This is a genomic window from Massilia sp. X63, from assembly GCF_041023745.1.
In the GTDB taxonomy this organism is placed as follows: Bacteria; Pseudomonadota; Gammaproteobacteria; order Burkholderiales; family Burkholderiaceae_D; genus Telluria.
On sequence record NZ_JBFTEF010000004.1, the window covers coordinates 302,162 to 327,225 of the forward strand.

The 25,064-nt window shown below is 69.9% G+C and carries 21 protein-coding genes; 6 read left to right on the forward strand and 15 right to left on the reverse strand.

The window, feature by feature from the left end:
* Positions 1 to 69: 69 nt before the first annotated feature.
* Positions 70 to 2,424, reverse strand: coding sequence for a glycoside hydrolase family 2 TIM barrel-domain containing protein (locus tag AB3347_RS10680; RefSeq protein ID WP_369091776.1), 2,355 nt, complete (start codon positions 2,422 to 2,424; stop codon positions 70 to 72).
* 246 nt (positions 2,425 to 2,670) lie between these two features.
* On the opposite strand from AB3347_RS10680, the gene AB3347_RS10685 reads away from it, so the two are divergent.
* The 4 genes from AB3347_RS10685 to AB3347_RS10700 all read left to right on the forward strand — a co-directional run bounded on the left by AB3347_RS10685 (position 2,671) and on the right by AB3347_RS10700 (position 7,271).
* Entirely contained in the window at positions 2,671 to 3,744 is a 1,074-nt protein-coding gene (locus AB3347_RS10685; protein WP_369091777.1) for a UDP-glucose--hexose-1-phosphate uridylyltransferase, read from the forward strand.
* A 7-nt stretch (positions 3,745 to 3,751) separates the two neighbouring features.
* The gene (galK, locus tag AB3347_RS10690; RefSeq protein ID WP_369091778.1) at positions 3,752 to 4,915 is read left to right on the forward strand and encodes a galactokinase; all 1,164 of its coding nucleotides are present in this window, start codon (positions 3,752 to 3,754) and stop codon (positions 4,913 to 4,915) included.
* The gene (locus AB3347_RS10695; protein ID WP_369091779.1) at positions 4,912 to 5,907 is read left to right on the forward strand and encodes an aldo/keto reductase; all 996 of its coding nucleotides are present in this window, start codon (positions 4,912 to 4,914) and stop codon (positions 5,905 to 5,907) included. Before galK ends, AB3347_RS10695 begins: the two co-directional genes overlap by 4 nt.
* A gap of 161 nt (positions 5,908 to 6,068) precedes the next feature.
* Positions 6,069 to 7,271, forward strand: coding sequence for a family 1 glycosylhydrolase (locus AB3347_RS10700; protein ID WP_369091780.1), 1,203 nt, complete (start codon positions 6,069 to 6,071; stop codon positions 7,269 to 7,271).
* Between the two features lie 14 nt (positions 7,272 to 7,285).
* Here AB3347_RS10700 and AB3347_RS10705 read toward each other — a convergent pair whose 3' ends face one another.
* The 4 genes from AB3347_RS10705 to AB3347_RS10720 form a co-directional block, all read right to left on the reverse strand.
* Positions 7,286 to 8,164: an SMP-30/gluconolactonase/LRE family protein gene (locus AB3347_RS10705; protein WP_369091781.1), complete on the reverse strand. Its 879-nt coding sequence runs from the start codon at positions 8,162 to 8,164 to the stop codon at positions 7,286 to 7,288.
* A gap of 44 nt (positions 8,165 to 8,208) precedes the next feature.
* On the reverse strand, positions 8,209 to 9,825 hold the full coding sequence (locus AB3347_RS10710; protein ID WP_369091782.1) for a phytoene desaturase family protein: 1,617 nt from the start codon (positions 9,823 to 9,825) through the stop codon (positions 8,209 to 8,211).
* 183 nt (positions 9,826 to 10,008) lie between these two features.
* Positions 10,009 to 10,155: a hypothetical protein gene (locus AB3347_RS10715; RefSeq protein WP_369091783.1), complete on the reverse strand. Its 147-nt coding sequence runs from the start codon at positions 10,153 to 10,155 to the stop codon at positions 10,009 to 10,011.
* A 127-nt stretch (positions 10,156 to 10,282) separates the two neighbouring features.
* Positions 10,283 to 11,104 carry a LysR substrate-binding domain-containing protein gene (locus tag AB3347_RS10720; RefSeq protein ID WP_369091921.1) on the reverse strand — a complete coding sequence of 274 codons (822 nt, stop codon included), beginning with the start codon at positions 11,102 to 11,104 and terminating at the stop codon, positions 10,283 to 10,285.
* Between the two features lie 137 nt (positions 11,105 to 11,241).
* Between AB3347_RS10720 and AB3347_RS10725 the strand changes: the two genes are divergently transcribed.
* Positions 11,242 to 12,102 (forward strand): alpha/beta fold hydrolase, encoded by an 861-nt coding sequence (locus AB3347_RS10725; RefSeq protein WP_369091784.1) that lies wholly within the window; start codon positions 11,242 to 11,244, stop codon positions 12,100 to 12,102.
* A 47-nt stretch (positions 12,103 to 12,149) separates the two neighbouring features.
* Here the strand turns inward: AB3347_RS10725 and AB3347_RS10730 are convergent, their stop codons facing one another.
* The 8 genes from AB3347_RS10730 to AB3347_RS10765 all read right to left on the reverse strand — a co-directional run bounded on the left by AB3347_RS10730 (position 12,150) and on the right by AB3347_RS10765 (position 21,984).
* The gene (locus tag AB3347_RS10730; protein ID WP_369091785.1) at positions 12,150 to 14,387 is read right to left on the reverse strand and encodes an NADP-dependent malic enzyme; all 2,238 of its coding nucleotides are present in this window, start codon (positions 14,385 to 14,387) and stop codon (positions 12,150 to 12,152) included.
* A 103-nt stretch (positions 14,388 to 14,490) separates the two neighbouring features.
* Positions 14,491 to 15,708 (reverse strand): YeeE/YedE family protein, encoded by a 1,218-nt coding sequence (locus tag AB3347_RS10735; protein ID WP_369091786.1) that lies wholly within the window; start codon positions 15,706 to 15,708, stop codon positions 14,491 to 14,493.
* Between the two features lie 72 nt (positions 15,709 to 15,780).
* Positions 15,781 to 17,985, reverse strand: a complete 2,205-nt coding sequence (locus AB3347_RS10740; RefSeq protein ID WP_369091787.1) for an OsmC domain/YcaO domain-containing protein — start codon at positions 17,983 to 17,985, stop codon at positions 15,781 to 15,783.
* A 167-nt stretch (positions 17,986 to 18,152) separates the two neighbouring features.
* Positions 18,153 to 18,563: a nucleoside diphosphate kinase regulator gene (gene rnk, locus AB3347_RS10745; protein ID WP_369091788.1), complete on the reverse strand. Its 411-nt coding sequence runs from the start codon at positions 18,561 to 18,563 to the stop codon at positions 18,153 to 18,155.
* A gap of 42 nt (positions 18,564 to 18,605) precedes the next feature.
* Positions 18,606 to 18,809, reverse strand: coding sequence for a hypothetical protein (locus AB3347_RS10750; protein ID WP_369091789.1), 204 nt, complete (start codon positions 18,807 to 18,809; stop codon positions 18,606 to 18,608).
* A gap of 65 nt (positions 18,810 to 18,874) precedes the next feature.
* The gene (locus tag AB3347_RS10755) at positions 18,875 to 19,570 is read right to left on the reverse strand and encodes a TetR family transcriptional regulator (protein WP_369091790.1); all 696 of its coding nucleotides are present in this window, start codon (positions 19,568 to 19,570) and stop codon (positions 18,875 to 18,877) included.
* Positions 19,571 to 19,618: 48 nt separating this feature from the next.
* Positions 19,619 to 21,346: a peptidoglycan D,D-transpeptidase FtsI family protein gene (locus AB3347_RS10760; RefSeq protein WP_369091791.1), complete on the reverse strand. Its 1,728-nt coding sequence runs from the start codon at positions 21,344 to 21,346 to the stop codon at positions 19,619 to 19,621.
* Positions 21,347 to 21,348: 2 nt separating this feature from the next.
* Positions 21,349 to 21,984 carry a trimeric intracellular cation channel family protein gene (locus AB3347_RS10765; protein WP_369091922.1) on the reverse strand — a complete coding sequence of 212 codons (636 nt, stop codon included), beginning with the start codon at positions 21,982 to 21,984 and terminating at the stop codon, positions 21,349 to 21,351.
* 123 nt (positions 21,985 to 22,107) lie between these two features.
* Here AB3347_RS10765 and AB3347_RS10770 point away from each other — a divergent pair, with 123 nt between their 5' ends.
* Positions 22,108 to 22,995, forward strand: coding sequence for a LysR family transcriptional regulator (locus AB3347_RS10770; RefSeq protein WP_369091792.1), 888 nt, complete (start codon positions 22,108 to 22,110; stop codon positions 22,993 to 22,995).
* Positions 22,996 to 23,004: 9 nt separating this feature from the next.
* Here AB3347_RS10770 and AB3347_RS10775 read toward each other — a convergent pair whose 3' ends face one another.
* On the reverse strand, positions 23,005 to 24,093 hold the full coding sequence (locus AB3347_RS10775) for an FUSC family protein (RefSeq protein WP_369091793.1): 1,089 nt from the start codon (positions 24,091 to 24,093) through the stop codon (positions 23,005 to 23,007).
* 102 nt (positions 24,094 to 24,195) lie between these two features.
* Positions 24,196 to 24,981: a dioxygenase gene (locus tag AB3347_RS10780; protein ID WP_369091794.1), complete on the reverse strand. Its 786-nt coding sequence runs from the start codon at positions 24,979 to 24,981 to the stop codon at positions 24,196 to 24,198.
* Positions 24,982 to 25,064 lie beyond the last annotated feature (83 nt).

Here is a 25,064-nt window from a genome sequence, read left to right on the forward strand (position 1 = left end):
ACGACCGAAACAACTCACGCGGATGAGCAGTTGGCAGTGGTGGCGCGAATTTTGCGCGAAGATCGCAGGCTAATGCCGTGCCGGGCGCGGCTCCCCGAGCTGCCCTTCCAGCAGCCCGGCCTGCGCCCGCACGCCGGCCGGACCGCGACCTATCCGCACCAGCACGCTGGCGACGCCGGCTTCGGTGCCGGCGCTGCCGCTGCCGACGATCTCCATTCCCGGTCCGGCGGAGAAGGCCACTACCCGGCCATTCTCCGGCACCGTCGTGCCCTGGGCGTCGAGCAGGCGGGCGCGCACGAACACCAGGTCGCCCGCGGACATGGGCACGCCGAGATCGTCGAGTTCCAGCGCCAGGCGCACCGCCTGGCCGGGCGTACGCACGCGGTGCTCGGCCACGCGGCGCCCGCCCGAATACGCCAGCGCCACCAGCTCGCCGGGCGCGAAGCCGCCGGTCTCGAATTCCAGCGGCGCATGGGCCAGGCGCGGATGCGTGGCCGACGGCCCGGCCTTGCGGCGCCCCAGCGACTTGCCGTTCAGGCGCAGCTCGACTTCCTCGGCGTTGCTGAACACGCGCACGCGCGCCGAGGAACCGGGCTGCCAGTGGCTGGCGATGAAGACCATCGGCCCGCCGCCCCAGCGCGGCGCGCTGTCGTCCGCGCTGCGCTGCGAGCGGAAGAACTCGGCCGCGAACTTGGGCAGGCGTTCGATGCTCATCGCGCCGGACTCCTCGAGATCGGGGGCGTAGCCGCGCGCATAGTCGAACATCACCCAGTAGCCGTCCGCGAAAGCGGGCGTGGCGGCATTGTCGTCGTGGGCTTCGGCCACGTTGCGCGCCTGTTGCAGCAGGCGCGCCTCGCCCTGCGCCAGCGACTGGCGGCTGGAGCGGTCGGCCGGCTGCAGGTCGGCCCAGGCCGACTGGTTGAAGCCGGCGTTCATCGCGTAGTATTCCCAGTCGCCGTACTCCGACACGATCAGCGGCTTGGCGGGCAGCGCGTGCTTGCTGCCGATCCGGTGCTGGCGCGCATGCAGGTAGATGTCGTAGGTCTGCGGCACCCAGCCGGCCGAGAAGGCCTGGTCGCCCGGGTATTCGGCGTGCACGGTGTCGTGCAAGGCCTGGATCAGCGGGTCCGGCATCCTGGTCTCGTTCAGCGAGCACTCCCATGCCAGCACGCTCGGATGGTTGCGGTCGCGCCGGATCATGTCGGCGCAGCTGCGGATCGTCTGCCGGCTGAAGGCCGGGTCCGGGTTGAAGAACTGCCAGCCGGGAATCGCCGGCAGGACCATCAGGCCCAGTTCGTCGGCCGCGGCCATGAAGGCCGGCGACTGCGGGTAGTGCGACAGGCGCACGTAGTCGAAGCCGTACTTCTTGATCAGGAGCGCATCGCGGTAGTCCGCGCCTGCCGACAGCGCATAGCCGACATACGGGTACTCCTGGTGGCGGTTGACCCCGCGCAGCTGCAGCGGCGCGCCATTGAGCAGCAGGCGGCCGCCGTCGAAAGCCAGGCGGCGCACCCCGATGCGGGTCGCCACCCGGTCCTCGCGGCCGGCCGCCGCCACCACCGACTCCAGCCGGTACAGGTTCGGCTGCCGCGGCGACCACAGTTTCGGCTGCGCCAGGCGGATCGGCAGCGTCACGTGGCGGCGCTCGCCCGCCGCCAGGCGCAGCTGCTGCTCCGCGCGCGCTACCGGCTTGCCATTCCAGGCCAGGGTGTGGCGCAGGGTCACCCGTTGCGTGCTGCCCGACGTGTTGCTGACCTCGGCCTTGACCTGCACCACCGCCGCGGCCTGGTCGGCCTGCGGATAGCTGACGAAGATGCCCCCGCCGCCCGGCGTGTCCGACAACATCTCGTCGGTGATGTGCACCGCCGGCTTGACCAGCAGCCTTACCCCGCGGTAGATGCCGCCGTGCTGGATGTAGTCGAGCTCCTTGAGCGGCTTGGGCCCGGTGACCGGATTGTCATCGTTGTTCGCGCGTACCACGAGTTCGTTGGCGCCGCCCCGCTTCAGGTGCGCGGTGATGTCGAAGGCAAAGGGCAAATAGCCGCCCAGGTGCTGCCCCAGGTGCTGCCCGTTCAACCAGACATCGGCCACGTTCATCACGCCCTCGAAGCGCAGGATGGCGCGCTCGCCGGGGCGCAGCTTGAGGTCCAGCCGCTTCTTGTAGAAAGCCGTGCCCTGCCAGGGCGCGCTCGGCACGCGCGGTTCGAGGCGCGCCGCATGCGGCAGGTCGACCCGGGTCCAGGCATGCGGCGGTATCTGCCGGACGTCGGCGATGCGGCGGCTGTCGTCGCGGTGGAACAGCCAGTCGCGGTCGATGCTGGCGCCGGCGGCCTGCGCCGGCGCCAGCAGCACGCCGCACAGCAGCAGGAAGCAGGCCGCGGCCCGGCGCAGCCGGCCTGCGCCGACGGGTTCGAAAGAAGGCATATGATGTTCGATAAGCAACATGGGCGGGCTGCCAGTCTATGTAAAGCCCGGCGCCCGCCGCAAGCGATATCGGCGCGCCGCGCCAAACACTCACGGTCTTGATCCGTTCGCCGGTCCAGGCTTAAGCAATCAGAAACATGACAAGTTCGTCAAGCATGCGTTCACGAAAAGCGAAACCCATTACTATTCGCCCTTTCATCGGCTGTGCCGATTTCCCATTGATTCCTGAATTCGACGAGGCCTTCGATGTTCAATCCCACCGACCATCCGCACCGCCGCTACAACCCGCTCATGGGCGACTGGGTACTGGTGTCGCCGCACCGCGCCAAGCGCCCCTGGCAGGGGCAGCAGGAAGCCGTCGACCGCGAAGCCAAGCCCGCGCACGATCCCAGCTGCTACCTGTGCGCCGGCAATACGCGCGTCAACGGCGAAAAGAATCCGGACTACACCGGCACCTATGTGTTCACCAACGATTTCGCCGCCCTGATGGACGACACGCCGGAAGCCGTCCCTGGTGCCGACCCCTTGTTCCAGACCATGAGCGCGCGCGGCACCAGCCGCGTCATCTGCTTTTCGCCGGACCACAGCAAGTCGCTGCCGCTGCTGAGCGTGGACGCGATCACGGGCGTGGTCGACACCTGGTGCGCCCAGTCGGCCGAACTCGGCGCCAGCCACCGCTGGGTGCAGGTCTTCGAGAACAAGGGCGCGGTGATGGGCTGCTCCAATCCGCACCCGCACGGCCAGATCTGGGCGACCAGCTTCCTGCCCGACCTGCCGGCGATCGAAGACCGCCGCCAGCGCGAGTACTTCGCCGACACCGGCCGGCCGCTGCTGCTCGACTACGTCGAACGCGAAGCCGCCGCCGGCGAGCGCGTGGTGGTGGAAACCGAACACTGGCTGGCCGTGGTCCCCTACTGGGCCGCCTGGCCCTTCGAGACCCTGCTGCTGCCGCGCTTCGCCGTCAAGCGGCTGGAAGACCTGAACGAGGCGCAGCGCAGCGACCTGGCCCTGGCCCTGCAGCGCCTGACGACCCGCTACGACAACCTGTTCCAGACCTCCTTCCCCTACTCGATGGGCTGGCACGGCGCGCCGTATTCCGACGACGATGCGACGCCATGGCAGCTGCACGCGCACTTCTACCCGCCGCTGCTGCGCTCGGCCTCGGTGCGCAAGTTCATGGTCGGCTTCGAGATGCTGGCCGAGGCCCAGCGCGACCTGACCGCGGAGCAGGCCGCCGCCCAGCTGCGGGCGCAATCCGAGGTCCATTACCTGAAAGCCGCCGCATCCGCCAATACCGCTACCACACCCCAGTCCACCTGAGAGCACGATGAACGACACCCCACTGGCCCGCGCGGCCGCCGTTTTCCAGGCCGCCTTCGGCCAGCCGCCAACGATCCGGGTCCAGGCGCCCGGCCGGGTCAACCTGATCGGCGAACACACCGACTACAACGACGGCCTGGTGCTGCCCTGCGCCATCGACTACCGCACCGTGATCGTGGCGCGCCCGCGCGCCGACCGCCGGGTGCGGGTGGCGGCGGCCGACTACGACGGCGCGATCGACGACTACGCGCTGGACGCGCCGATCGAACGCCTGGCCGAGCCGATGTGGGCCAACTACGTGCGTGGCGTGGTGCGCGAGCTGCTGCAGCGCGGCCTGCCGGTGCAGGGCATGGACCTGGCCATCTCGGGCGACGTTCCGCAAGGCGCCGGCCTGTCGTCCTCGGCCTCGCTGTCGGTGGCGGTGTGCCGGCTGTTCGCCACCCTGCCCGGTTTCGAGGCCCTGGGCCCGGTCGACATGGCCCTGGTCGCCCAGGCCGCCGAGAACGACTTCGTCGGCTGCAAGTGCGGCAACATGGACCAGATCAGCTCCGCCTGCGGCGTCCAGGACCACGTCCTGAAGATAGACTGCCGTTCGCTGGCGGTCGAGCCGGTGCCGATGCCGCCCGGCGCCGCCATCATGATCTTCCACTCGCACGTCTCGCGCGGCCTGGTCGACAGCGAATACAACACCCGCCGCGCCCAGTGCGAAGCGGCGGCGCGCCACTTCGGCCTGCCGGCCCTGCGCGACCTCGACCTGGCGACACTGGAAGCGCGCGCCGCGGAACTCGACCCGACCGTGCTGCGGCGCGCGCGCCACGTGGTCACCGAGAACGCCCGCGTGGCCGCCGCCGCCCAGGCCCTGGCGGCCGGCGACCTGGCGCGCATGGGCGAGCTGATGGAAGCCTCGCACGCCTCGATGCGCGACGATTTCGAGATCACCGTGCCGGCCATCGACCAGCTGGTGGAGATCGTCAAGGCGGCGATCGGCGCGGCCGGCGGGGTGCGCATGACCGGCGGCGGCTTCGGCGGCTGCGTGGTGGCGCTGGTGCCGCGCGAACTGGTGGAGGCCGCCGGCGCCGCCGTGCAGCAGGCCTACACGGCCCCGAACGGGCAGCGCGCGAGCGTCTACGTGTGCCGCGCCGCCGCCGGCGCCGGCCTCGTCGACGCATGAGCTGGCAGGCCGCCGCCGGGCGCTACGCGACGCTGCCCTACCGCCGCTGCGGCCGCAGCGGGCTGCGCCTGCCCGCCGTCTCGCTCGGGCTATGGCACAATTTCGGCGACGGCGACGACCCGGCGCGCCGGCGCGAGATCGTCCGCACCGCCTTCGACCACGGTATCACCCACTTCGACCTGGCCAACAACTACGGCCCGCCGCCGGGCTCCGCGGAAAGCAGCTTCGGGCGCCTGCTGGAACTCGACCTGCGGCCCTACCGCGACGAGATCGTGGTCAGCACCAAGGCCGGCTACACCATGTGGCCGGGCCCCTACGGCGACTGGGGCAGCCGCAAATACCTGGTCGCCAGCCTCGACCAGAGCCTGAAGCGCATGGGGCTCGACTACGTCGACATCTTCTACCACCACCGTCCCGACCCGGCCACGCCGATCGAAGAGACCATGGCCGCGCTCGACCACATCGTGCGCAGCGGGCGCGCCCTCTACGTCGGCGTCTCCAACTACAACGGCGAGCAGACGCGCCAGGCCGCGGCCGAGCTGCGCCGGCTGGGCACGCCCTGCATCGTGAACCAGTCGCGCTACAACATGTTCACGCGCCAGGCGGAGTCCGACTTGCTGCCGGTGCTGGCGCAGGAAGGCATCGGCGGCGTCGCCTTTTCGCCGCTGGCGCAGGGCCTGCTCACCGACCGCTACCTCGGCGGGCAGTTGCCCGGCGATTCGCGGGTGGCGGGCGGCGTCGGTTTCCTGCGCCGCGAACACCTGACCGAGGCGCGCCTGCGCAGCGCGGCAGGCCTGCACGCCTTTGCCCTCGAGCGCGGCCAATCGCTGGCCCAGCTCGCCCTGCGCTGGGTGCTGCGCCAGCCGTCGGTCAGCTCGGCGCTGATCGGCGCCAGCAAGCCCGGGCAGGTACTGGAAGCGCTGCGGGCGGCGGCGATGCCCGGCATGGAAGACGCCGAAAGCGCGCAGATCGAGGCGCTGTTGGCGGACTGAAACGCGCCGCCGGGGAGCGCCGCGCGGCGAGCGTTGCGCCGGCGCCTCAAGGACACAATTCGATACAAATGCCGCCGCTTTCGGCTTGCATGGCTCCGGGATTGGCAGGATGATGAAGCTGCCGGTGCGCCCTGACGGTGCCCGGCGAAACGGAGCACACCATGCACAGCTTCTTGTTTGCGACCGGTATCGAAGGCAGCTATCCGGTCGTCTCCGGGCGCGACGGCGCCGACCTGCGCGTCGACGAAATGGAAAAGACCGGCCACTACCGGCACTGGAAGGAAGACCTGGCCCTGGTCAAGGAACTCGGCATCGACGCCCTGCGCTACGGGCCGCCCTACTACCGGGTCCATGCGGCGCCCGGCCGCTACGACTGGGACTTCACCGACGAGGTGTTCGCGGAGATCCGCCGCCTCGGCATCAAGCCGATCGTCGACCTGTGCCATTTCGGCCTGCCCGACTGGCTGGGCAACTTCCAGAATCCCGACTTCGTGCCATATTTCACCGAATACGCCGATGCCTTCGCGCGGCGCTATCCCTGGGTCGACCTGTACACGCCGATCAACGAGATCTACATCACCGCCAAGTTCTCGGCCCACGAAGGCATGTGGAACGAGCGCCTGCGCTCCGAGCGCGCCTTCGTCACCGCGATCCGCAACCTGGCGCGCGCCAACATCCTGGCCACCGAGGCGATCATGATGGCGCGGCCGGACGCCAAGTTCATCCAGAGCGAATCGTCCGAGTACTTCCACCCCTGCGGTCCCGATGCGATGGAAGCGGCGCGCCACATGAACGAACTGCGCTTCCTGGCGCTCGACCTCACCTACGGGCACGACGTCAGCGGCCGCATGTACGAATACCTGTTCGACCACGGCATGACGCGCAAGGACTATCACTTCTTCCTGAACCGCAGCGTCAAGCCGGTCTGCATCATGGGCAACGACTACTACGCCACCAACGAGCACCTGATCCATCCGGACGGCTCCACCTCGGCCTGCGAGCTGTTCGGCTACTACGTGATCACCCAGCAGTACTACCACCGCTACCGCATCCCGGTGATGCACACCGAGACCAACAACCGCGACAGCGGCAACGGCGAAAAGGACGGGCGCGCCTGGCTCGAGAAGCAATGGTCGAACCTGGTGCGCCTGAAGACCGACGGGGTGCCGATCCTCGGCTTCACCTGGTACAGCCTGGTCGACCAGGTCGACTGGGACAGCGCGCTCACCAATGATGCCGGCAACGTCAACCAGTACGGCCTATGCGACCTGCAGCGGCGGGTGCGGCCGGTGGGCGAAGCCTATCGCGAGCTGATCCAGACCTGGCGGCACCGGGTCGGCAACGAATTCATCTACCTGCATTAAGAACCCAAGCGCATTCAGACGAGCGCAAGGACATTGGGCGGCAGGCCGGGCGTCTCGACGCGGAAGGCGAACAGGCCGCCGGCCAGCGGCTGCCCGGCGCGCTGTGCCGGCGACAGGCCCTTCCAGGCCGTGGTGACGTAGGCGGTGCGCAGGTCGGCGCCGCCAAAGGCCAGCTTGGTGATGTTGGTGCACGGGAAGCGGACGCTGTCCACCAGCCGTCCCGCCGCCGTGTAGCGCTCGACGCGGCCGGCGCCGAACAGCGCGATCCACAGGTGGCCTTCGCAGTCGACCGCCATGCCGTCCGGCCGGCTGCCTTCGGGCAGTTGCAGGAACACCCGCTTGCCGGCCAGGCTGCCGTCGGGACGCAGCGCGAAGGCATACACGCGCCGCAGCGGCGTGTCGGTGTGGTACAGGGTGCGGCCGTCCGGGCTGATGGCGGGGCCGTTGGTGATCACGTAGCCGGCGTCGGCGCGCGCCAGCTCGCCGTCGCGGCCGAGCCGGTACAGCGCGCCGCTGGGCTGCGCCTGCGCATCGTCCATCGAGCCGAACCACAGGTTGCCGCCGGCGTCCACGTAGCCGTCGTTGAAGCGGTTGCCCGGCAGCTCGGCCTCGACCTTGTGCAGCGGCGTGAACGCGCCGCTCGCCTCGTCGAACCGGTACAGCCCATCCTCGAGTGCGCAGACCAGGCCGCCGTCGGCGCTGGGCACGACGAAGCCGGGCTGGCCAGGCGCCTCCCAGCTGCGCCGATCGCCGCCGTCCGGCGCGCAGCGGTGGATGCGGCGGCCCTTGATGTCGACGAAATACACCGCGCGCGCGGCCGCGTGCCAGAGTGCGCCTTCGCCCAGGTGGGCGCCCGCGTCCCAGATGCACTGGGGTTGCATGAGATTGTTCATGGCCGCCATGGTAGGGCATGGCAAGGCCGCATTCAAGGGCTGCCTCAGGCTGCGCGGCGCGGCCTGGATCGGCGCGCGAAGTCGCGCAGCACTTCGCGCGCCGCATTGTGGCCCGGCGCGCCGGTGACGCCGCCGCCGGGGTGGGCGCCCGATCCGCAGGTGTACAGGCCGGCGATCGGGCCGCGGTAATCGGCATGGCCCAGCATCGGGCGCGCCGCGAACAGCTGGTCGAGCCCGAGCGCGCCGTGGAAGATGTCGCCGCCCACCAGGCCGAACGTGCGCTCCAGGTCGAGCGGGCTCATGATCTGGCGCCCGAGCACGGCGCGCCTGAAGTTGGGGGCGTAACGGTCGACGGTGTCGATCATCAGGTCGGCCACGTGCTCGCGGTGGGTGTCCCAGCTCGCGCCGTCGGGCAGCTGGGGCGCCACGTGCTGGCAGAACAGGCTGGCCACGTGCCTGCCGGGCGGGGCCAGGCCCGGATCGAGCGTGGACGGGATCAGGAGCTCGACGATCGGTTCGCGCGACCAGCCATGGGCGCGCGCATCGTGGTAGGCGCGTTCCATGTACTGCAGGCTGGGGGCGATGATGATGCCGCTGCCGTGGTGCTCGGCCGCCTGCTTGCCGGGCAGGCAGGTGAAATCGGGCAGTTCGGACAGGGCCACGTTCATGCGGAAGGTGCCGGAGCCGCAGCGCCAGGCCTGCATGCGGCGCAGGAAATCCTCGGGCAACGCGCCGGGGTCGACCAGCCGGGTGTAGAGCAGGCGCGGATTCAGGTTCGAGACCACCACGCGGGCGTCGACCCGCTCGCCCCTGGCGGTGACGACGCCGCAGGCACGGCCCTGGTCCAGCAGCACCTCTTCGATCTCGCAATCGGTGCGGATCTCCACGCCCAGCGCCGCGGCCGCCCTGGCCATCGCCTGGGTGATGGCGCCCATGCCGCCGATGGCGTGTCCCCAGGCGCCCTTCTTGCCGTTGACCTCGCCGAACACGTGGTGCAGCAGCACGTAGGCCGAGCCGGGGCTGTAGGGACTGGCGTAGTTGCCCACCACACTGTCGAAGCCATAGGCGGCCTTGATCGGCGCGCTCTCGAACCAGCCGTCGAGGTAGTCGCCGGCCGACTTGGTGAACAGGTCGAGCAGTTCGCGCTGGGCGGCCAGCGACAGGCCGCGCACGCGGTTGCCGAGCTTGCCGGCCTTGATCAGCTCGGGCAGCGCGCCGAGCCAGCTGCCCTCGACCCGGTTGGGCGGGGTCTGCAGCACCAGCTCGCGCAGCAGGTCGGCGGCGGCGTCCAGGTGGCGGTGGTAGGCATCGAGGCGTTCGGCGTCGCGCGCCGAGAACCGGGCGACTTCCTGCGCGGTCTTGCCGGCGCCGAGCTTCAGGTAGCGGCCGTCGTCGAGGGGCAGGAAGTTGGACAGCGGACGCTCGACGATGCGCAGGCCGTGCGCCGCCAGCTGCATGTCCTGGATCACCCTGGGGTTGAGCAGCGAGACCGTGTAGGCGGCCACCGAGTTCCGAAACCCTGGGTGGAATTCCTCGGTGACGGCGGCGCCGCCGACCACCCCGCGCCGCTCCAGCACCGTCACCTTCAGTCCGGCGCGGGCCAGGTAAAAAGCGCATACCAGGCCGTTATGGCCGCCACCGATGATGATCGCGTCGCGCACTTGGCTTCTCCTTGGATGACACCCCATTATGTCCCAAGGAACGGGCCGGCGCACCTCGCAAAGTCATCAGGGCCTGCGCTGCGTTCCCCCCAATGACAAGGTCCCCGGGTTCGGCGAACGCGGGGACCTTGGCAGAAAGCGGGAAGATGCCGGAAGCGACTCATTCCCTACCGGGACAGGTTCTTACAGGTAGCGCGAACCCATCACCATGTAGGGCATCGCCAGCAGTTCGAAGGCGCGGCGCAGCCTGGCGCGGAAAGCGGGAGAGAAAAAGCGGAAGGCCTGCGGCGCTTCGGGACGGACGACATCGGCGATGGTAGCGGTGTGCATGCTGGTTCCTTTCGTGTTGGTGCGGCTGGCAAGAAACCAGTCTACCCGCCCCACAGAAATAAATCCAATTGCCATTTCACATCACCGTGATACGAAATACGTATATCTGCAAGGAGCAAGCCCGCCGCTAGCGCCGCAGCTCCGACATGATGCTCTCGGCCATGAAGTCGCAGGGCGGGCGCCGCGACATGCTGCTGCGCGCCAGGATGACCTCGAGCGCATCGATGTCCGGCAAGCCCTGCGCCGCGCCCAGCACGCTCAGGTGGGCCGGCACCGCGCAGCGCGCCAGCGGCACGAGCGCCAGGCCCGCCTCGACCATGCTGAGCAAGCCCATCAGGCTGGGGCTCTCGTACGAGGTGCGGTAAGGGATGCCGGCCCGCTCCAGGCTGCGGATCGCGTTTTCGCGCGCCACGCTGCCGGGCAGGAACACCGCGATCGGCAGCGGCCGCTCGGCCCAGATCTCGTGGGCGCTGGGCGCCGCCGCCCACACCATCGGCTCGAAGCGCACGAACTCCCCCGCCAGGCCCTTGACGCGCGTGGCGCACACCAGGTCGACGGAACCGTCCTTCACCATCGGCGCCAGCGCCACGCTGGGCAGGCCGACCACCTGGATCTCCACTTTCGGGTAGGTGGCGGAAAACTTCTTGAGGATGGGCGGCAGCAGCGACGAGGCGTAATCGTCCGGCACGCCCAGCACCACGCGCCCCGTGACGTCCGGGCGCACCACGGCGGCCCAGGCCTCGTCGCGCAGGGCCAGCATGCGCCGCGCGTAGCTCAGCAGCACCTCGCCGTCCTGGGTCGGCGTCACGCTGCGCGAGCGGCGCACGAACAGCGGCTTGCCGAGCGCGGTTTCCAGGCTCTTGATCTGCATGCTCACCGCCGACTGCGAACGGTGCACGACTTGCGCGGCGCGGCTGATGCTGCCGGTATCGGCCACCGCCACCATCATGGCCAGGACATCCAGGTCGAGTGCTTTCACGCGGCGCCGATACAGGTGATGCATCAGAAAAGTTGATAGATGCCTTCAATATTATGCGATTTTCTTAATCCTCGCCATCGGGCATAGTAGCGGCAAAGGAGTTAGACATGAACGCCGCCGCTGATCCCCGCCTCTTCGCAGAACCCGACCTGTGCTTTGCCGCCCTCCCCGGCGGCGCCTGCATCCCCTACGTGGCCACCGGCGCCGGCGAGCCGCTGCTGTTCGTGCACGGCTCGCTGTGCGACTACCGCTACTGGAACGGCCAGACGCAGGTGCTGTCGCAGCACTTCCACTGCGTGTCGGTGAGCCTCAGCCACTACTGGCCGGCGGCCGACCCGGCGCCGCACGGCCGCTTCAGCTGGGAGAGCCACGTGGCGGAACTGGCCGAATTCATCGCGGCCATGCAATTGGGGCCGGTGCACCTGGTGGGTCACTCGCGCGGCGCCAGCGTCGCCTTCCACCTGGCGCGCGATTATCCCGCCCTGGTGAAGACCCTGACCCTGGCCGACCCGGCCGGCCCGCTGCATACGGAAGACGCCGCCGCGCCCGCCCTGGCGCCGGCGCAGGAGGCTCTGCGCGCCGACGTGGCGGCGCTGATCGCCGCCGGCGAGCTCGACGCCGGACTGGAGCGCTTCGTCGATTCGGTCAGCATGCCCGGCATCTGGCGCAAGAGCCCTGCATCCTTCCGCGGCATGGCGATCGCCAACGCGTCCACGCTGCCGAAGCAGTTCCACGACCCGCTGCCGGGCTACACCCGCGCCGGCGCCGCCGCCATCGCCTGCCGGACCATGCTGATCGAAGGAGCACGCAGCCCGCGCATGTACCGCGACAACGTGGAAAGGCTGGCGGGCTGGATCGCCCACGTGGACAAGCGCAGCATCGCCGGCGCCTCGCACGGCATGAACGTGACCCACGCCGCGGCCTTCAACCGGCTGCTGCACGCCTTCCTCGGCGCGCGCGCAGCCTGACGCAGCGCACGCCGCGCACGCCGGAGCGATCCGGCGTGCCTTGCTTCCTAGCGCACTCCCGCCACCGCCAGCGCCGTCATGTTGACGATGCGCCGCACCGTCGCGCTCGGGCTCAGGATGTGCACCGGCTTGGCCGCCCCCAGCAGGATCGGGCCGACCGTGACGCCCTTGCCGGCCGCCACCTTGAGGACGTTGAACAGGATGTTCGCGGCGTCCAGCGAGGGCATCACCAGGAGGTTGGCGCTGCCGGCAAAGCCGCCCTTCACCGCACCTGCCTCGCCAGGCGGCTGGTACAGGCGCCGGATCTCTTCCGACAGCGCCGCGTCGCCGTGCACTTCGCCGATCAGGGCCAGTTCCGGCGCGCTGGCCGCCAGCAGTTCGCGCGCCGCGCGCATCTTGCGCGCCGACGGACGTTCGGACGAACCGAAGATCGAATGCGACAGCAGCGCCGCCTTGGGCTCCAGCCCGAAGTGGCGCAGTTCGGTGGCGGCCAGGCGGGTGATGGCGGCCAGCTCTTCCGCGCTCGGATCGTCGTTGACGTAGGTGTCGGCGATGAACAGGGTCATCTTGTCCAGCACCAGCGCGTTCATGGCCGCCAGCGCGCCGGCGCCGGGGGCGGTGCCGATCACGTCGCGCACGTGCGCCAGGTGGCTGTCGTAGCTGCCCGCCATGCCGCAGATCAGGGCGTCGACCGCGCCCGACCGCAGCAGGCGCGCGCCCTGCAGGGTCGCGTCGCCGCTGCCGTCGGCCTCGGCCAGTTCGTAGTCGACGCCGCGCTGCAGGCGCAGGCCGGACTGCTTCACCGCCGCCTCCACCGCCGCCGCGCTGCCCACCAGCACCGGCTTCGCCAGGCCCTCGTCGACCACGGTCTGCACCGCGCGCAGCACGCGCTGGTCGGCGCCTTCGGCGTAGGCCACGCGGCGCGGCGTGGCCCTGGCCTTGGCGAACACCGGTTTCATGAAGAAGCCGGTGTGGTAGATCATCTCGCCCAGGCGCGCGCGGTAGGCGTCCATGTCGGCGATCGGGCGGGTGGCCACGCCGGAGCGTTCCGCCGCCGCGGCCACGGCCGGGGCGATCGCCGCCATCAGGCGCGGATCGAAGGGTTTCGGGATGATGTAGTCGGGGCCGAACGTCAGGTCCTGGCCGGCGTAGGCTTCGGCCACCGCATCGTTGGCTTCGGCCTCGGCCAGGCTGGCGATCGCGCCCACGCAGGCCAGTTTCATCTCGTCGGTGATGCCGGTGGCGCCGCAGTCCAGCGCGCCGCGGAAGATGTAGGGGAAGCACAGGACGTTGTTGACCTGGTTCGGATAATCCGAACGGCCGGTCGCGACGATGCAGTCCGGGCGCGCGGCCTTGGCGACTTCCGGACGGATCTCCGGTTCCGGGTTGGCCAGGGCCAGGATCACCGGGCGCTCGGCCATGCTCCTGACCATGTCGGCGCTCAGCACGCCGGCGGTCGAGCAGCCCAGGAACACGTCTGCGCCGCGCACGATGTCGGCCAGGCTGCGCGCATCGGTCGCCTGCGCATAGCGGGCCTTGTTGGCTTCCATGTTGGCGTCGCGGCCCTGCCAGATCACGCCTTTCGAGTCGGTGACAAAGATGTTTTCCTGCTTCACGCCCAGGCTCACCATCATGTCGAGGCAGGCGATCGCCGCCGCCCCGGCGCCTGACGCCGCCAGCCGGATTGCGCCGATGTCCTTGCCGACCACCTTCAGGGCATTGAGCAGCGCCGCGCTGGAGATGATCGCGGTGCCGTGCTGGTCGTCGTGGAAGACCGGGATGTTCATGCGCTCGCGCAGCTTCTTCTCGATGTAGAAGCATTCGGGCGCCTTGATGTCCTCGAGGTTGATGCCGCCCACGGTGGGCTCGAGCATGGCGATGGCGTCGACCAGCTTGTCCGGATCGTTCTCCGCCAGTTCCAGGTCGAACACGTCGACCCCGGCGAATTTCTTGAACAGGCAGCCCTTGCCTTCCATCACCGGCTTGGAGGCCAGCGGGCCGATATTGCCCAGGCCTAGCACGGCGGTGCCGTTGGTGATCACCGCCACCAGGTTGCCGCGCGAGGTGTACTCGGCCGCCAGGGCCGGATCGCGAGCGATCTCCTCGCAGGCATAGGCCACGCCCGGCGAGTAGGCCAGCGACAGGTCGCGCTGGTTCGACAGCGGCTTGGTCGCCACCACTTCGATCTTGCCGCGCGTCGGGCTGCGGTGGTAGTCGAGCGCGTCCGCGCGGAGTTGGCTGTCGTCGGCGCCGCTGCCGGCGCCCAGGCTGCTTTCAGTGCTCATGCTGCTCCCTCATCCATACGTGATCGGGACATCATACGATAGATGCGCAAGCCCTGGCGGTCAGCGGTTCAAGCGTTTCGGCGTTCGGCCCCTCGGCAGGCGCTCAGCACGCACTGAGCTTCACCCGTTCGACTTCGAGCCCGAACAGCGGGCGCAGGCGGGTGCCGAAGACGTTGCCGGCAAAGGCGGCGACCAGCCACAGCCAGCCGTGCAGGCTGCCCGACAGGATGCCGCTGAAGTAGGCGCCGATGTTGCAGCCGTAGGCCAGGCGCGCGCCGTAGCCGAGCAGCAGGCCGCCGACCAGCGCCGCGACCAGCGAACGCAGCGGCAGGCGCCACACCGGCGCGTAGCGGCCGGCCAGCGCCGCGGCCAGCATCGCGCCCAGCACGATGCCGATGTCCATCACCGAGGTCACGTCGCGCCACAGGGGCGCGGCGAGCGCGGCGGCGTTGGACTTGGTCGACCAGTAGGGCCAGCTGGCCACGTCGACGCCCAGCAGCGCGGCGGTCTTGGCGCCCCACAGGGCAAAGGCCGAGGTCACGCCCCAGGGACGGCCGGCCAGCGCCAGGGTGGCGAAGTTCAGCAGCACCAGCGCGAGCGCGCCCGCCACCAGCGGCCAGGGGCCGTGCAGCCAGCGCGCGCCGCGGGCCGGCGCCAGCTGCGGGGCCACCAGGCGGCCGTGGCGGCGTTTTTCCACCGCCACGGTGATGGCGGCGATCAGCGCGAACACGGCCAGGTTCACGATCAGCGCCGGCGCCAGGCCCAGCGCCTTGACCAGCGACAGCGGCGCCAGTTGCGGCTGGGCGCTCCAGAACGGCATGTGCGCGGTGGCGATCACCGAGCCGGCGATGAAGGCGGCCAGCGTCACCAGCATGCGCGTGCTGCCGCCGCCCACCGTGTACAGGGTGCCGGAGGCGCAGCCGCCGCCGAGCTGCATGCCAATGCCGAAGATGAAGGCGCCCACGATCACCGAGGTGCCGGCCGGCGACACCAGTCCTGACACGGGCGCGCCGAACAGCGTGCCGCTGGACAGCACCGGGAAGAACAGCAGGACGCCGACGCCGAGCATCAGCATCTGGGCGCGCAGGCCGGCGCCGCGGCCGTCGGCGATGAACACGCGCCAGGCCGAGGTGAAGCCGAACGCGGCGTGGTAGAGCGTGATGCCGAGCAGCGCGCCGACCGCATACAGCGCGGCCTGGCGCCAGCCGACGACCTGCGCCAGCCAGGCGCCGCCGGCCAGGATCAGGAGGAGCGAAACGGCCAGTGGCGTCGGATTGATGTCGACGCCACGGCGCAGTGGGATGGAAGCGGTATCGGCCATGGGAAACGAGCGCAAAGAGCGAAAAACCGCCATTGTCGCCCGTTTCGGCGCTTTGTGCAGGAAAACAGCGGCTCAGCCGCCCGTGGCCGCCGCCCTGGCGCGCGCCGCGTGCAGCTTGCGGTAGCTGTCGATCAGGCGATGGTGCCGCTCCAGCCCCTCGAGCCGCATGCTGGTCGGCGTCAAGCCGTGGAACCGCACGCTGCCGTCCACCGACCCCAGCACCGCGTCCATGCGCGCGTCGCCGTACATGCGGCGGAAGTTGACGACGTAGTCGTCGAGCTCCAGCTCGTCGTCCAGCACCACTTCCAGCACCACGTTCATGGCCTGGTAGAACAGGCGGCGCTCGGCGGTGTTGTCGTTGTACTGCAGGAAGGCACCGACCAGTTCGTGGGCGTCTTCGAAGCGCTGCAGGGCCAGGTTGATCAGCAGGCGCAGTTCGAGCACGGTGAGCTGGCCCCACTCGGTGTTCTCGTCGAACTCGATGCCGATCAGGCTGGCGATGTCGGAATACTCGTCCAGCTCGTTGTTCTCCAGGCGCTCCAGCAGCGCCTCTAGCGCCGCGTCGTCCAGGCGGTGCAGGTTCAGGATGTCTTCGCGGAACAGCAGCGACTTGTTCGTATTGTCCCAGACCAGGTCTTCGACCGGATAGATTTCGGAGTAACCCGGCACCAGGATGCGGCAGGCCACCGCCCCCAGCTGGTCGTACACCGCGGTGTACACTTCCTTGCCCATGTCGGCCAGGATGCCCAGCAGGGTCGCGGCTTCCTCGGCGTTCGCATCCTTGCCCTGGGCCGAGAAATCCCACTCGACGAAATCGTAGTCCGCCTTGGCGCTGAAGAAGCGCCACGAGACCACGCCGCTGGAATCGATGAAGTGCTCGACGAAGTTATACGGCTCGGTCACAGCTTCGCTGGCGAAGGTCGGCTGCGGCAGGTCGTTCAGGCCCTCGAAGCTGCGCCCCTGCAGCAGTTCGGTCAGGCTGCGCTCCAGCGCCACCTCGAAACTCGGGTGCGCGCCGAAGGAGGCGAACACGCCGCCGGTGCGCGGGTTCATCAGGGTCACGCACATGACCGGGTAGCTGCCGCCCAGCGAGGCGTCCTTGACCAGCACCGGGAAGCCCTGCTCTTCCAGGCCCTTGATGCCGGCCAGGATGCCGGGGTACTTGGCCAGCACCTCCTGCGGCACGTCCGGCAGCGCCAGTTCGCCTTCCAGGATCTCGCGCTTGACGGCGCGCTCGAAGATCTCGGACAGGCACTGCACCTGGGCTTCGGCCAGGGTGTTACCGGCGCTCATGCCGTTGCTGGCATACAGGTTCTCGACCAGGTTCGAGGGGAAGTACACGGTTTCGCCGTCCGACTGGCGCGTGAACGGCAGCGACACGATGCCGCGCGCCACATTGCCCGAATTGGTGTCGACCAGGTGCGAGCCGCGCAGTTCGCCGTCCGGATCGTAGATGCCCACGCAGTACGCGTCCAGGATGCCTTCGGGCAGCGCATCATCCAGCCCCGGCTGGAACCAGCGCTCGTTCGGGAAATGCACGAAGTCGGCCCTGGCGATATCTTCGCCCCAGAACACGCCGGCATAGAAGTGGTTGTTGTTCAGTCGTTCGATGTATTCGCCCAGGGCCGAAGCCAGCGCGCTTTCCTTGGTCGCGCCCTTGCCGTTGGTGAAACACATCGGCGAATGCGCGTCGCGGATGTGCAGCGACCAGACGTTGGGCACGATGTTGCGCCAGGACGCGATCTCGATCTTGATGCCCCAGGAGGCCAGCATGGCCGACATGTTGGCGATGGTCTGCTCCAGCGGCAGGTCCTTGCCGGGGATATAGGTGAGCGCATCGGCGCCCGGATTCAGGGTCAGCAGCGCCTGGGCGTCCGCATCCAGGTTCTCGACTTCCTCGATGACGAATTGCGGCCCTTCCTGCACGACCTTCTTGACGGTGCAGCGCTCGATCGAGCGCAGGATGCCCTGGCGGTCCTTGTCCGAAATATCGTGCGGCAGCTCGACCTGGATCTTGAAGATCTGCTTGTAGCGGTTTTCCGGATCGACGATGTTGTTCTGCGAGAGCCGGATGTTCTCGGTCGGAATATTGCGGGTATCGCAATACAGCTTCACGAAATAGGCCGCGCACAGCGCCGACGAGGCCAGGAAGTAATCGAAGGGGCCGGGCGCCGAGCCGTCGCCCTTGTAGCGGATCGGCTGGTCGGCGATCACCGTGAAGTCGTCGAACTTGGCTTCCAGGCGCAGCTTGTCGAGGAAGTTGACTTTAATTTCCATGGGGAATCCTAATACTGCTGACAATGGGATGGGCAGCGCCATTCGCGCGGGAGGGCAACGGGACGGGCATGCAAAACACAAAGCCCTGTCGGAACAGGGCTTTGTATTGAATATCGGTTTGCTCGCATGATACTACGGCCCGGGCCCTGGCGGTGGCCCGGCCTGCTTCAGCGCAGGAAGTCGCCCTCGCGCTCGGGTTGCGAGACGACTTCGAGGACGTTCACGCGCAGCGTGCCGCCGCGCGGGCGCGGCCACTCGATGGCCTCGCCAGCCGCCAGGCCCAGCAGCGCGCTGCCGACCGGCGCCAGCACCGAGATCCGGTCGTCGGCGCCGGCATCCTGGGGATACACCAGCTTCAGGCAGAATTCCTTGGGCGGCACGGCGGTCGCGAAGCGCACGGTCGAGTTCATGGTCACCACGTCCGGCGGCATGTCCTGCGGCGGACGGACGTCGGCGCGGTCGAGTTCATCGAGCAGGGCCTCCCTGCCCGGCAGTACGCGCGCGGGCATGGCGTCGAGCAGCGCCTCGATGCGTGCGAGGTCGTGCGAGGATACGATGGGATGGATCGGGCTGTTCATGTTGACCTCCATGAAAAATGCGCGCCCTTGGCCCCATTGGCGCTAGAGCGCGGCTTCGAACAGGATGGCGACGCTGGCGATCGCGGCGGCGGCGCCGCCCGACAGGACCGCGCGCGTCAGGCCGCGGCGCCGGCGCAGGCCGCGCGCCACGAGGTCGCGGGCGATGCGCCGCTTGCCGCGGCCGCCGTTGCGCGCGCCGGCCTGGGTGGCGCCCTCCCATGCGGATGGTGTGCTGTGGCGGTTCATTCAAATCTCCTTCTGGCCGGGCCCGTCGTGTCCGATTCGACAAGGCAGGCGTCCGACGAGCTTCATTATGGACGATGGGCGCCCGCGGAGCATCCGGGCAAGGCGTAAGGGTTTCCCTGATGGCGCCGGTTCGGCGGCGCGAAGGCGGCCCGGCGCAGCGCCACGTGGGCCCGCACCATGGCCGGCGCCCGCTGGTCCAGCAAGCCCGGCTCGGACTGGCCGACGATCAGGTGCAGCAGGCCGTCGGCAAAGGCCCAGGTGTCCCAGGCCGCGGCCTCCGGCGCCAGTCCGGGCCGCAGCGTGCCGGCCTGCGCCGCCCGCGCGTACACCTGCCCGAGCTTGCCGAGCAGTTCGCGTCCGGGGCGGAACACTTCCTCGTGCACCCCGGCGAAGGCGCCCACGTATTCGCAGCGCATCATCATGATGTCGAAGGTGTCCAGCACCGCCGGGTGGTCGCGCAGCTGGCGGAAGAAGTGCAGCAGCGCGGCTTCGACCGCGTCCAGCGGGTCGGCGTAGGCGGGCGAAAACAGCACGTCGTCGACCGGCGCTTCGAGCCAGGCCAGGATGTCTTCGCGGATCGCGAAGAACAGGGTTTCCTTGTCCTGGAAATGGTAATACACGGCGCCGCGGGTCACCCCGGCCTCGGCCGCGATCTCCTCGAAGGTCGAGCGCGCCACGCCGCTGCGCAGGAAGACCCGGCGCGCCGCATCGATGATGGCGAGCCGGGTCTTCTCGGTGTCTTCCTTGGATTTTCGTGCCATGTTGCGCCCCCGGGATCGGCCCAGGCCTCAACTGTATCCTGTTTTCGCCTACAGGATCTCGTCCACTGCGGCATCCGGCGCGACGTCCAGCATCCGCAGGGTGTCCCGCACCACCGCCGAGAACACCGGCGCCGCCACCCGCCCGCCGAAGTAGCCGCCTTCGGTCGGCTCGTCGACCATCACCGCGACGATCACGCGCGGCTGCGACACCGGTGCGAAGCCGACGAAGCCGGCGATGTAGCGCTTGGTATAGCGCCCGTCCACGGGCTTGTGCGCGGTGCTGGTCTTGCCCGCCACCCGGTAGCCGGGTACCTGGGCGCGCGGCGCGGTGCCGCCGGGCCAGGTGGCCCGTTCCATCATGGCGCGCACGGCGCCGGCGGTGCCTGGCGAGAGCACCGGGCGCGACACCGGCGGCCCCTGCGTCTTGAGCAGGCTCACCGGGATCATGTCGCCGTCGCGCGCGAACACCAGGTAGGACTGCGCCATCTGCATCAGCGAGGTCGACATGCCGTGCCCGAAGCTGATGGTGGCGTGCTCGATCGGCTTCCAGCCGGCGTGCGGGCGCAGGCGGCCGGCGGCCGTGCCGGGAAAGCCAAGCTGCGGCGGCTGGCCGAAGCCGACCTGGGTGAGCAGCGACCACAAGTCCTTCGGCGGCATCTGCAGCGCCAGCTTCACGGTGCCGACGTTCGAGGATTTCTGCAGCACCTCGGCCACCGTCAGCTCGCCGTGCCGGCTGGCGTCGCGGATGGCGGCGCGGCCGATCGCGATGCGCCCCGGCGCGGTATCGACGACGGTGTCGGGCGTGACCAGGCCCTGTTCCAGCGCCAGCGCGATGGTGAAGGGCTTGATGACCGAGCCCGGCTCGTAGGTGTCGGTGATGACCCGGTTGCGCAGCTGCGCGCCGCTCAGGCCGGCGCGCGCGTTCGGGTCGTAGTCCGGCAGGTTGGCCAGCGCCAGCACCTCGCCGCTCCGTACATCGAGCACCACGATGGCGGCGGCGCTGGCCTGGTGCAGTTCGAGCGCGGTCTTCAGGTGGCTGCGCGCGATGTGCTGGATGTGGCGGTCGATCGACAGCACCAGGTCCTTGCCGTCGCGCGCCGGCAGGGTCGCGCCCGCGTCCTCCACCACCCGTCCCAGGCGGTCGCGGATCACGCGGCGCTTGCCGGCCCTGCCGGCCAGGCTGGCCTGGTGCGCCAGCTCCATGCCCTCCTGGCCGGCGTCCTGGACGTCGTTGAAGCCGACGACGTGCGCCGCCAGGCTGCCGTGCGGGTAGTGGCGGCGGGTCTCGCGGCGCGTCTCGATGCCGCGGATGCCGAGCCGCACGATGGTGTCGGCGGTGCGCTGGTCGACCTGGCGCTTCAGATAGACGAAGCTGCGCTGCGAGCCGAGCTTGGCGTCCAGATCGGCGCGCTCGATGCCGAGCAGCCGCGCCAGCGCATCCAGGCGCCCGGGGTCCGCCAGGCGCACCTCGCCCGGCACCGCCCCCACCGCCTGCACCTGCAGCGACAGCGCCAGCACGTCGCCGTTGCGCGCGACGATGCGGCCGCGCGAGGCCGGCAGCTCGAGCGTGCGGGCGTAGCGCATCGCGCCCTGCTCCTGCAGGAAGTCGTCGGCGTGCAGCTGCAGCCAGACCGCGCGCAGCGCCAGCGCGGCGAAGGCCGCGAACAGCACGGCCAGCACCAGGCGCGAACGCCAGGCCGGCAGCGGCCGCTCCAGCACCGGGCTGGCGCAGAACGGCCGGCCGCGCGCTGCGGCGATGCGTGGCGGGGCTCCCACGGCTAGTGGCCCGCGCCCGCTTCTTCGTCGAAGGAGCTGGTGTCGGCTTCCAGCACCGGCAGCGCCAGCCGGTAGCGCAGCGCCAGCAGGCGCAGGGCGAAGCCGGCGCCGATGGCGACGCCGGTGGCCGCCGGCGCCGCCACGCCGGCTTCCAGCAGGCCGACGTACAGGATGCCGGTGGCCAGCGAGACGGTGGCGTACAGGTCGCGCCGCAGCACCAGCGGCACCTGGTTGCACAGGATGTCGCGCAGCAGGCCGCCGAACACGCCGGTGGCCATGCCCATCAGGATCACCACCGGCAGCTTGGCCCCGGTGGAAGCCGCGATGTCGCAGCCGATCACCGTGAACGCCACCAGCCCCAGGGCGTCGAGCCAGAGGAACACGGTTTTCAGGCGATGCATGCGGCGCGCCGCCAGCGCGGCGACGATCGCGGCGCCGACGGTGAAGGCGAGGTATTCGGGATGGGCCACCCAGCCCAGCGGGTAGTGGCCGAGGATCAGGTCGCGGATGGTGCCGCCGCCCAGCGCAGTGACGGTGCCCACCACGCACAGGCCGAACAGGTCCATGCGCCGGCGCATGCCCATCAGGGCGCCGGAGGCAGCCTCGGCCGCAATGGCGACCAGGTAAATCGTGTGCAGCAAGCTCATCTTCCAGCCTTGGTGGTTCATCGGCCCAGTCGGCGACAGCATGATACGATCGGGGCATCGATGCGTCCAATGCATTATTTGCGCGCGATCGATGAATTTTCAGAATACTCGACCATGAACACCAAGCAGCTCGAACATTTCCTCGCCGTGGCAGACACCCGCTCGGTGAGCCGCGCCGCCGAGCGCCTGTTCATCACCCAATCGGCGCTCAGCCGCAGTATCCAGGCGCTCGAACAAGACCTGGGCGCGCGCCTGTTCGACCGGATCGGCAAGCGCATCGAACTCACGCCGCTGGGCGCGCAACTGCTGGCGCGCGCCGCCCGCCTGGTGCGCGACGTCGAAGAGCTGCAGCGCAGCGTCGACATCTTCCGCCAGGGCGAAGGCGGGGCGCTGCGCATCGGCCTGGGCTCCGGCGCGGCGGCCATGCTCACCGTGCCGCTGCTGCGCCAGATGGGCGAACGCCACCCGCAGGTGCGGGTGGCGATCACGCGCGGGCCGCTCGACCTGCAGCTGATGCAGCTGCGCGCCGGCCAGCTCGACGCCCTGGTGGCCGATGCGCGCGGGGTCACGCCGGCCCCCGACCTGGTGGCCGAGCCGATCGGCGAACTGCGCACCTGCTTCGCCTGCCGCCCCGCGCATCCGCTGGCGGCAGGCGGGTCCGTGACCCTGGCCCAGGTGCTGGCCTGGCCGGTTGCGTCGACACCGCTCTCGAGCGAGGTGGCGCGCCTGCTGGTGACGCTGTATGGTCAGGACGCCATGCCGGAAAGGATGCTCACCCTGCAGTCCGAAGACATGGCCAGCCTGGTCGAGGCGGTCGCGCAGAGCGACGCGATATTTCTGGGCCTGGCGGCGGCCGCGCGCGCCGGCGGCCTGGCCGAGCTGGTCCTGGATCCGCCCCTGGAAGCCGGCGCGCGCTTCGCCTGCGTGAGCCTGGCGGGCCGCACCGAGGCCCCGCTGATGGCGGAATTCCGGCGCTTCGCGCGCGCGCGTTTGAACGAGTGAAGCCGGCCGCTAGCGCGCGCGGCGCGGACCCAGGCGGCGCAGCTGCCTGCCGGCGGCGGCGCGCAGGCGCGGATTGTGCAGGCACCATCCGCCCACCAGGCCGACCGCGCACCCCAGCAGCGTGTCGAGCAGGCGCGCCTGCGCCAGCGCGCCGGCCGAGGCCTGGCCGAGGGTGGCCGCTTCGGCCAGCAGGATGGTCAAGGGGGTGATCAGGGTCGTGGCCAGCGCGTAGTGGCGCACCACCAGCATCTCGATCAGGAAGGTCAGCAGCATCACGGTCAGGGCGACCGACCAGGCCGTGAGCGGCAGCGACAGCAGGCCCCAGGACAGCACCACGCCGGCGCAGGTGCCGAGCACGCGCTGCAGCTGGCGGTTCCAGACCGCGCGCAGCGAGACGCCCTGGATCACCGCCAGGCAGCTGACCGGCACCCAGTAGGGCTTGGGCAGCGCCAAGGCATCCGCCACCAGCAGCGACACGCCGACCGCGACCCCGATCACCACCGCGTCCAGCACCACGTAATCGAAACTGAAGGCCGGCATCGGCGCCGCCGGCTTGGGCGCACGGCGCCTGAGCATGGCGACGCTGTAGCAGAAGCCCACCGCGCAGGCCAGCAGGCAGCCGAAGCCGAACAGGCCGGCCATGCGCGGCAGCTCCTGCGCCGGGATCGGGCTGTAGGCGCCGATCGCCGCCGCCATCACGAAGAACACGCTGCCGGGCGGTCCGAGCGCATACACGCGGCAGGTCATGGTCACCAGGATGGTGATGGCCACCAGGGCGGGCACGATCGCCGGCCGATACAGGCCGCTGGCCGCGCCCAGCGTGTAGCAGGCCAGCATGCCGAAGGCGCAGGCCATCAGCGCCACCATGCGCCGCGACAGCGCCGTGCCGGGCAGGTAGAGGAACACCAGGCCGCCGATCGAGGCCACCAGCGCGTCGCCCAGGCGCCCGAGCGCCGCGCCGGCCAGCAGCGGCAGCCCGGAGGACAGGGCCGCGGCGAACGGCATCTGCCAGGCCCGGTCGCTGGCCTGGACCGTGCTCAGGTGCCGCAGTTCTTCTGACAGCACGGCGCGTGCGCGCTGCCATCGATCCTTGTGCATGCTGCCTTCCTGCATCGTGTCTACCGGCGCGTCTGGCCGTCGGGTGCCCGGCACATGCTACATCGACCGGGCGCAAAGCGATGCGCGGCAGGGCTTTGGGGCCTAATCGAAGGCATAGGCGTCCATCGCCAGCACGCCATGCTCGACGCTCGCGTGCAGGCGGGTGGCGTGCGCCTGCGGCCCGGCCGCGCCCAGCGCGACGAACAGCGGCAGCAGGTGTTCGTCGGTGGGGTGGTTCTGGGCGGCGTAGGGCGCGGCGCGGCGGTAGTCCAGCAGCGCGGCCCTGTCGCCAGCATCCAGGCGCGCCTTGATCCAGTCGCCGAAGCCCGCCACCCAGCCGGGCGCCGGTGCATCGACGCCCTGCCCGCGGTACTCGTACAGGTTGTGGGTCAGCGAGCCGGAAGCCAGCACCAGCACGCCCTCCTCGCGCAGCGCCGCCAGGGCCTGGCCGAGCGCCAGGTGCGCGGCCGGGTCGCCGCCGTGCAGGATCGACATCTGGGCCACCGGCACGTCGGCCTGCGGATACATCAGGCGCAGCGGCACCCAGGCACCGTGGTCCAGGCCGCGGTCCGGCGCGCGCTGCACCGCCATGCCGGCCTGCTCCAGCAGGCTGGCGGCGCGCTCGGCGACCTCGGGCGCGCCCGGGGCCGGGTACTGGATCTCGAACAGGGCGCGCGGAAAGCCGCCGAAATCGTGGATGGTGGCGGGCCGCGGCGCCAGGCTCACGGCCGGCGCGCCCAGGGTTTCCCAGTGCGCCGACACGGCCAGCACCGCCCGCGGCCGCGGCAGCGAAGCGCCCAGGCCGTCGAGGAAGCGGCGCGCCGGGCTGTCCTGCAAGGCCAGCATGGGCGAGCCGTGGGACACGAAGAGGGTCGGTAATCGGGACATGGTGTGTGCTCCTGCATGGACGCGGCGAAGGCCGCATCACCAGTCACCATGATATTGGCAAGCGACGCACAGATAAACAGGCG

Bases quoted from the DNA above. Each gene is read 5' to 3' on its own strand.
- AB3347_RS10680 (WP_369091776.1), bottom strand. From the start codon at position 2,424: ATGCCTTCTTTCGAACCCGTCGGCGCAGGCCGGCTGCGCCGGGCCGCG.
- AB3347_RS10685 (WP_369091777.1), top strand. From the start codon at position 2,671: ATGTTCAATCCCACCGACCATCCGCACCGCCGCTACAACCCGCTCATG.
- galK (WP_369091778.1), top strand. From the start codon at position 3,752: ATGAACGACACCCCACTGGCCCGCGCGGCCGCCGTTTTCCAGGCCGCC.
- AB3347_RS10695 (WP_369091779.1), top strand. From the start codon at position 4,912: ATGAGCTGGCAGGCCGCCGCCGGGCGCTACGCGACGCTGCCCTACCGC.
- AB3347_RS10700 (WP_369091780.1), top strand. From the start codon at position 6,069: ATGCACAGCTTCTTGTTTGCGACCGGTATCGAAGGCAGCTATCCGGTC.
- AB3347_RS10705 (WP_369091781.1), bottom strand. From the start codon at position 8,164: ATGAACAATCTCATGCAACCCCAGTGCATCTGGGACGCGGGCGCCCAC.
- AB3347_RS10715 (WP_369091783.1), bottom strand. From the start codon at position 10,155: ATGCACACCGCTACCATCGCCGATGTCGTCCGTCCCGAAGCGCCGCAG.
- AB3347_RS10720 (WP_369091921.1), bottom strand. From the start codon at position 11,104: ATGATGGTGGCGGTGGCCGATACCGGCAGCATCAGCCGCGCCGCGCAA.
- AB3347_RS10725 (WP_369091784.1), top strand. From the start codon at position 11,242: ATGAACGCCGCCGCTGATCCCCGCCTCTTCGCAGAACCCGACCTGTGC.
- AB3347_RS10730 (WP_369091785.1), bottom strand. From the start codon at position 14,387: ATGAGCACTGAAAGCAGCCTGGGCGCCGGCAGCGGCGCCGACGACAGC.
- AB3347_RS10735 (WP_369091786.1), bottom strand. From the start codon at position 15,708: ATGGCCGATACCGCTTCCATCCCACTGCGCCGTGGCGTCGACATCAAT.
- AB3347_RS10740 (WP_369091787.1), bottom strand. From the start codon at position 17,985: ATGGAAATTAAAGTCAACTTCCTCGACAAGCTGCGCCTGGAAGCCAAG.
- rnk (WP_369091788.1), bottom strand. From the start codon at position 18,563: ATGAACAGCCCGATCCATCCCATCGTATCCTCGCACGACCTCGCACGC.
- AB3347_RS10750 (WP_369091789.1), bottom strand. From the start codon at position 18,809: ATGAACCGCCACAGCACACCATCCGCATGGGAGGGCGCCACCCAGGCC.
- AB3347_RS10755 (WP_369091790.1), bottom strand. From the start codon at position 19,570: ATGGCACGAAAATCCAAGGAAGACACCGAGAAGACCCGGCTCGCCATC.
- AB3347_RS10770 (WP_369091792.1), top strand. From the start codon at position 22,108: ATGAACACCAAGCAGCTCGAACATTTCCTCGCCGTGGCAGACACCCGC.
- AB3347_RS10775 (WP_369091793.1), bottom strand. From the start codon at position 24,093: ATGCACAAGGATCGATGGCAGCGCGCACGCGCCGTGCTGTCAGAAGAA.
- AB3347_RS10780 (WP_369091794.1), bottom strand. From the start codon at position 24,981: ATGTCCCGATTACCGACCCTCTTCGTGTCCCACGGCTCGCCCATGCTG.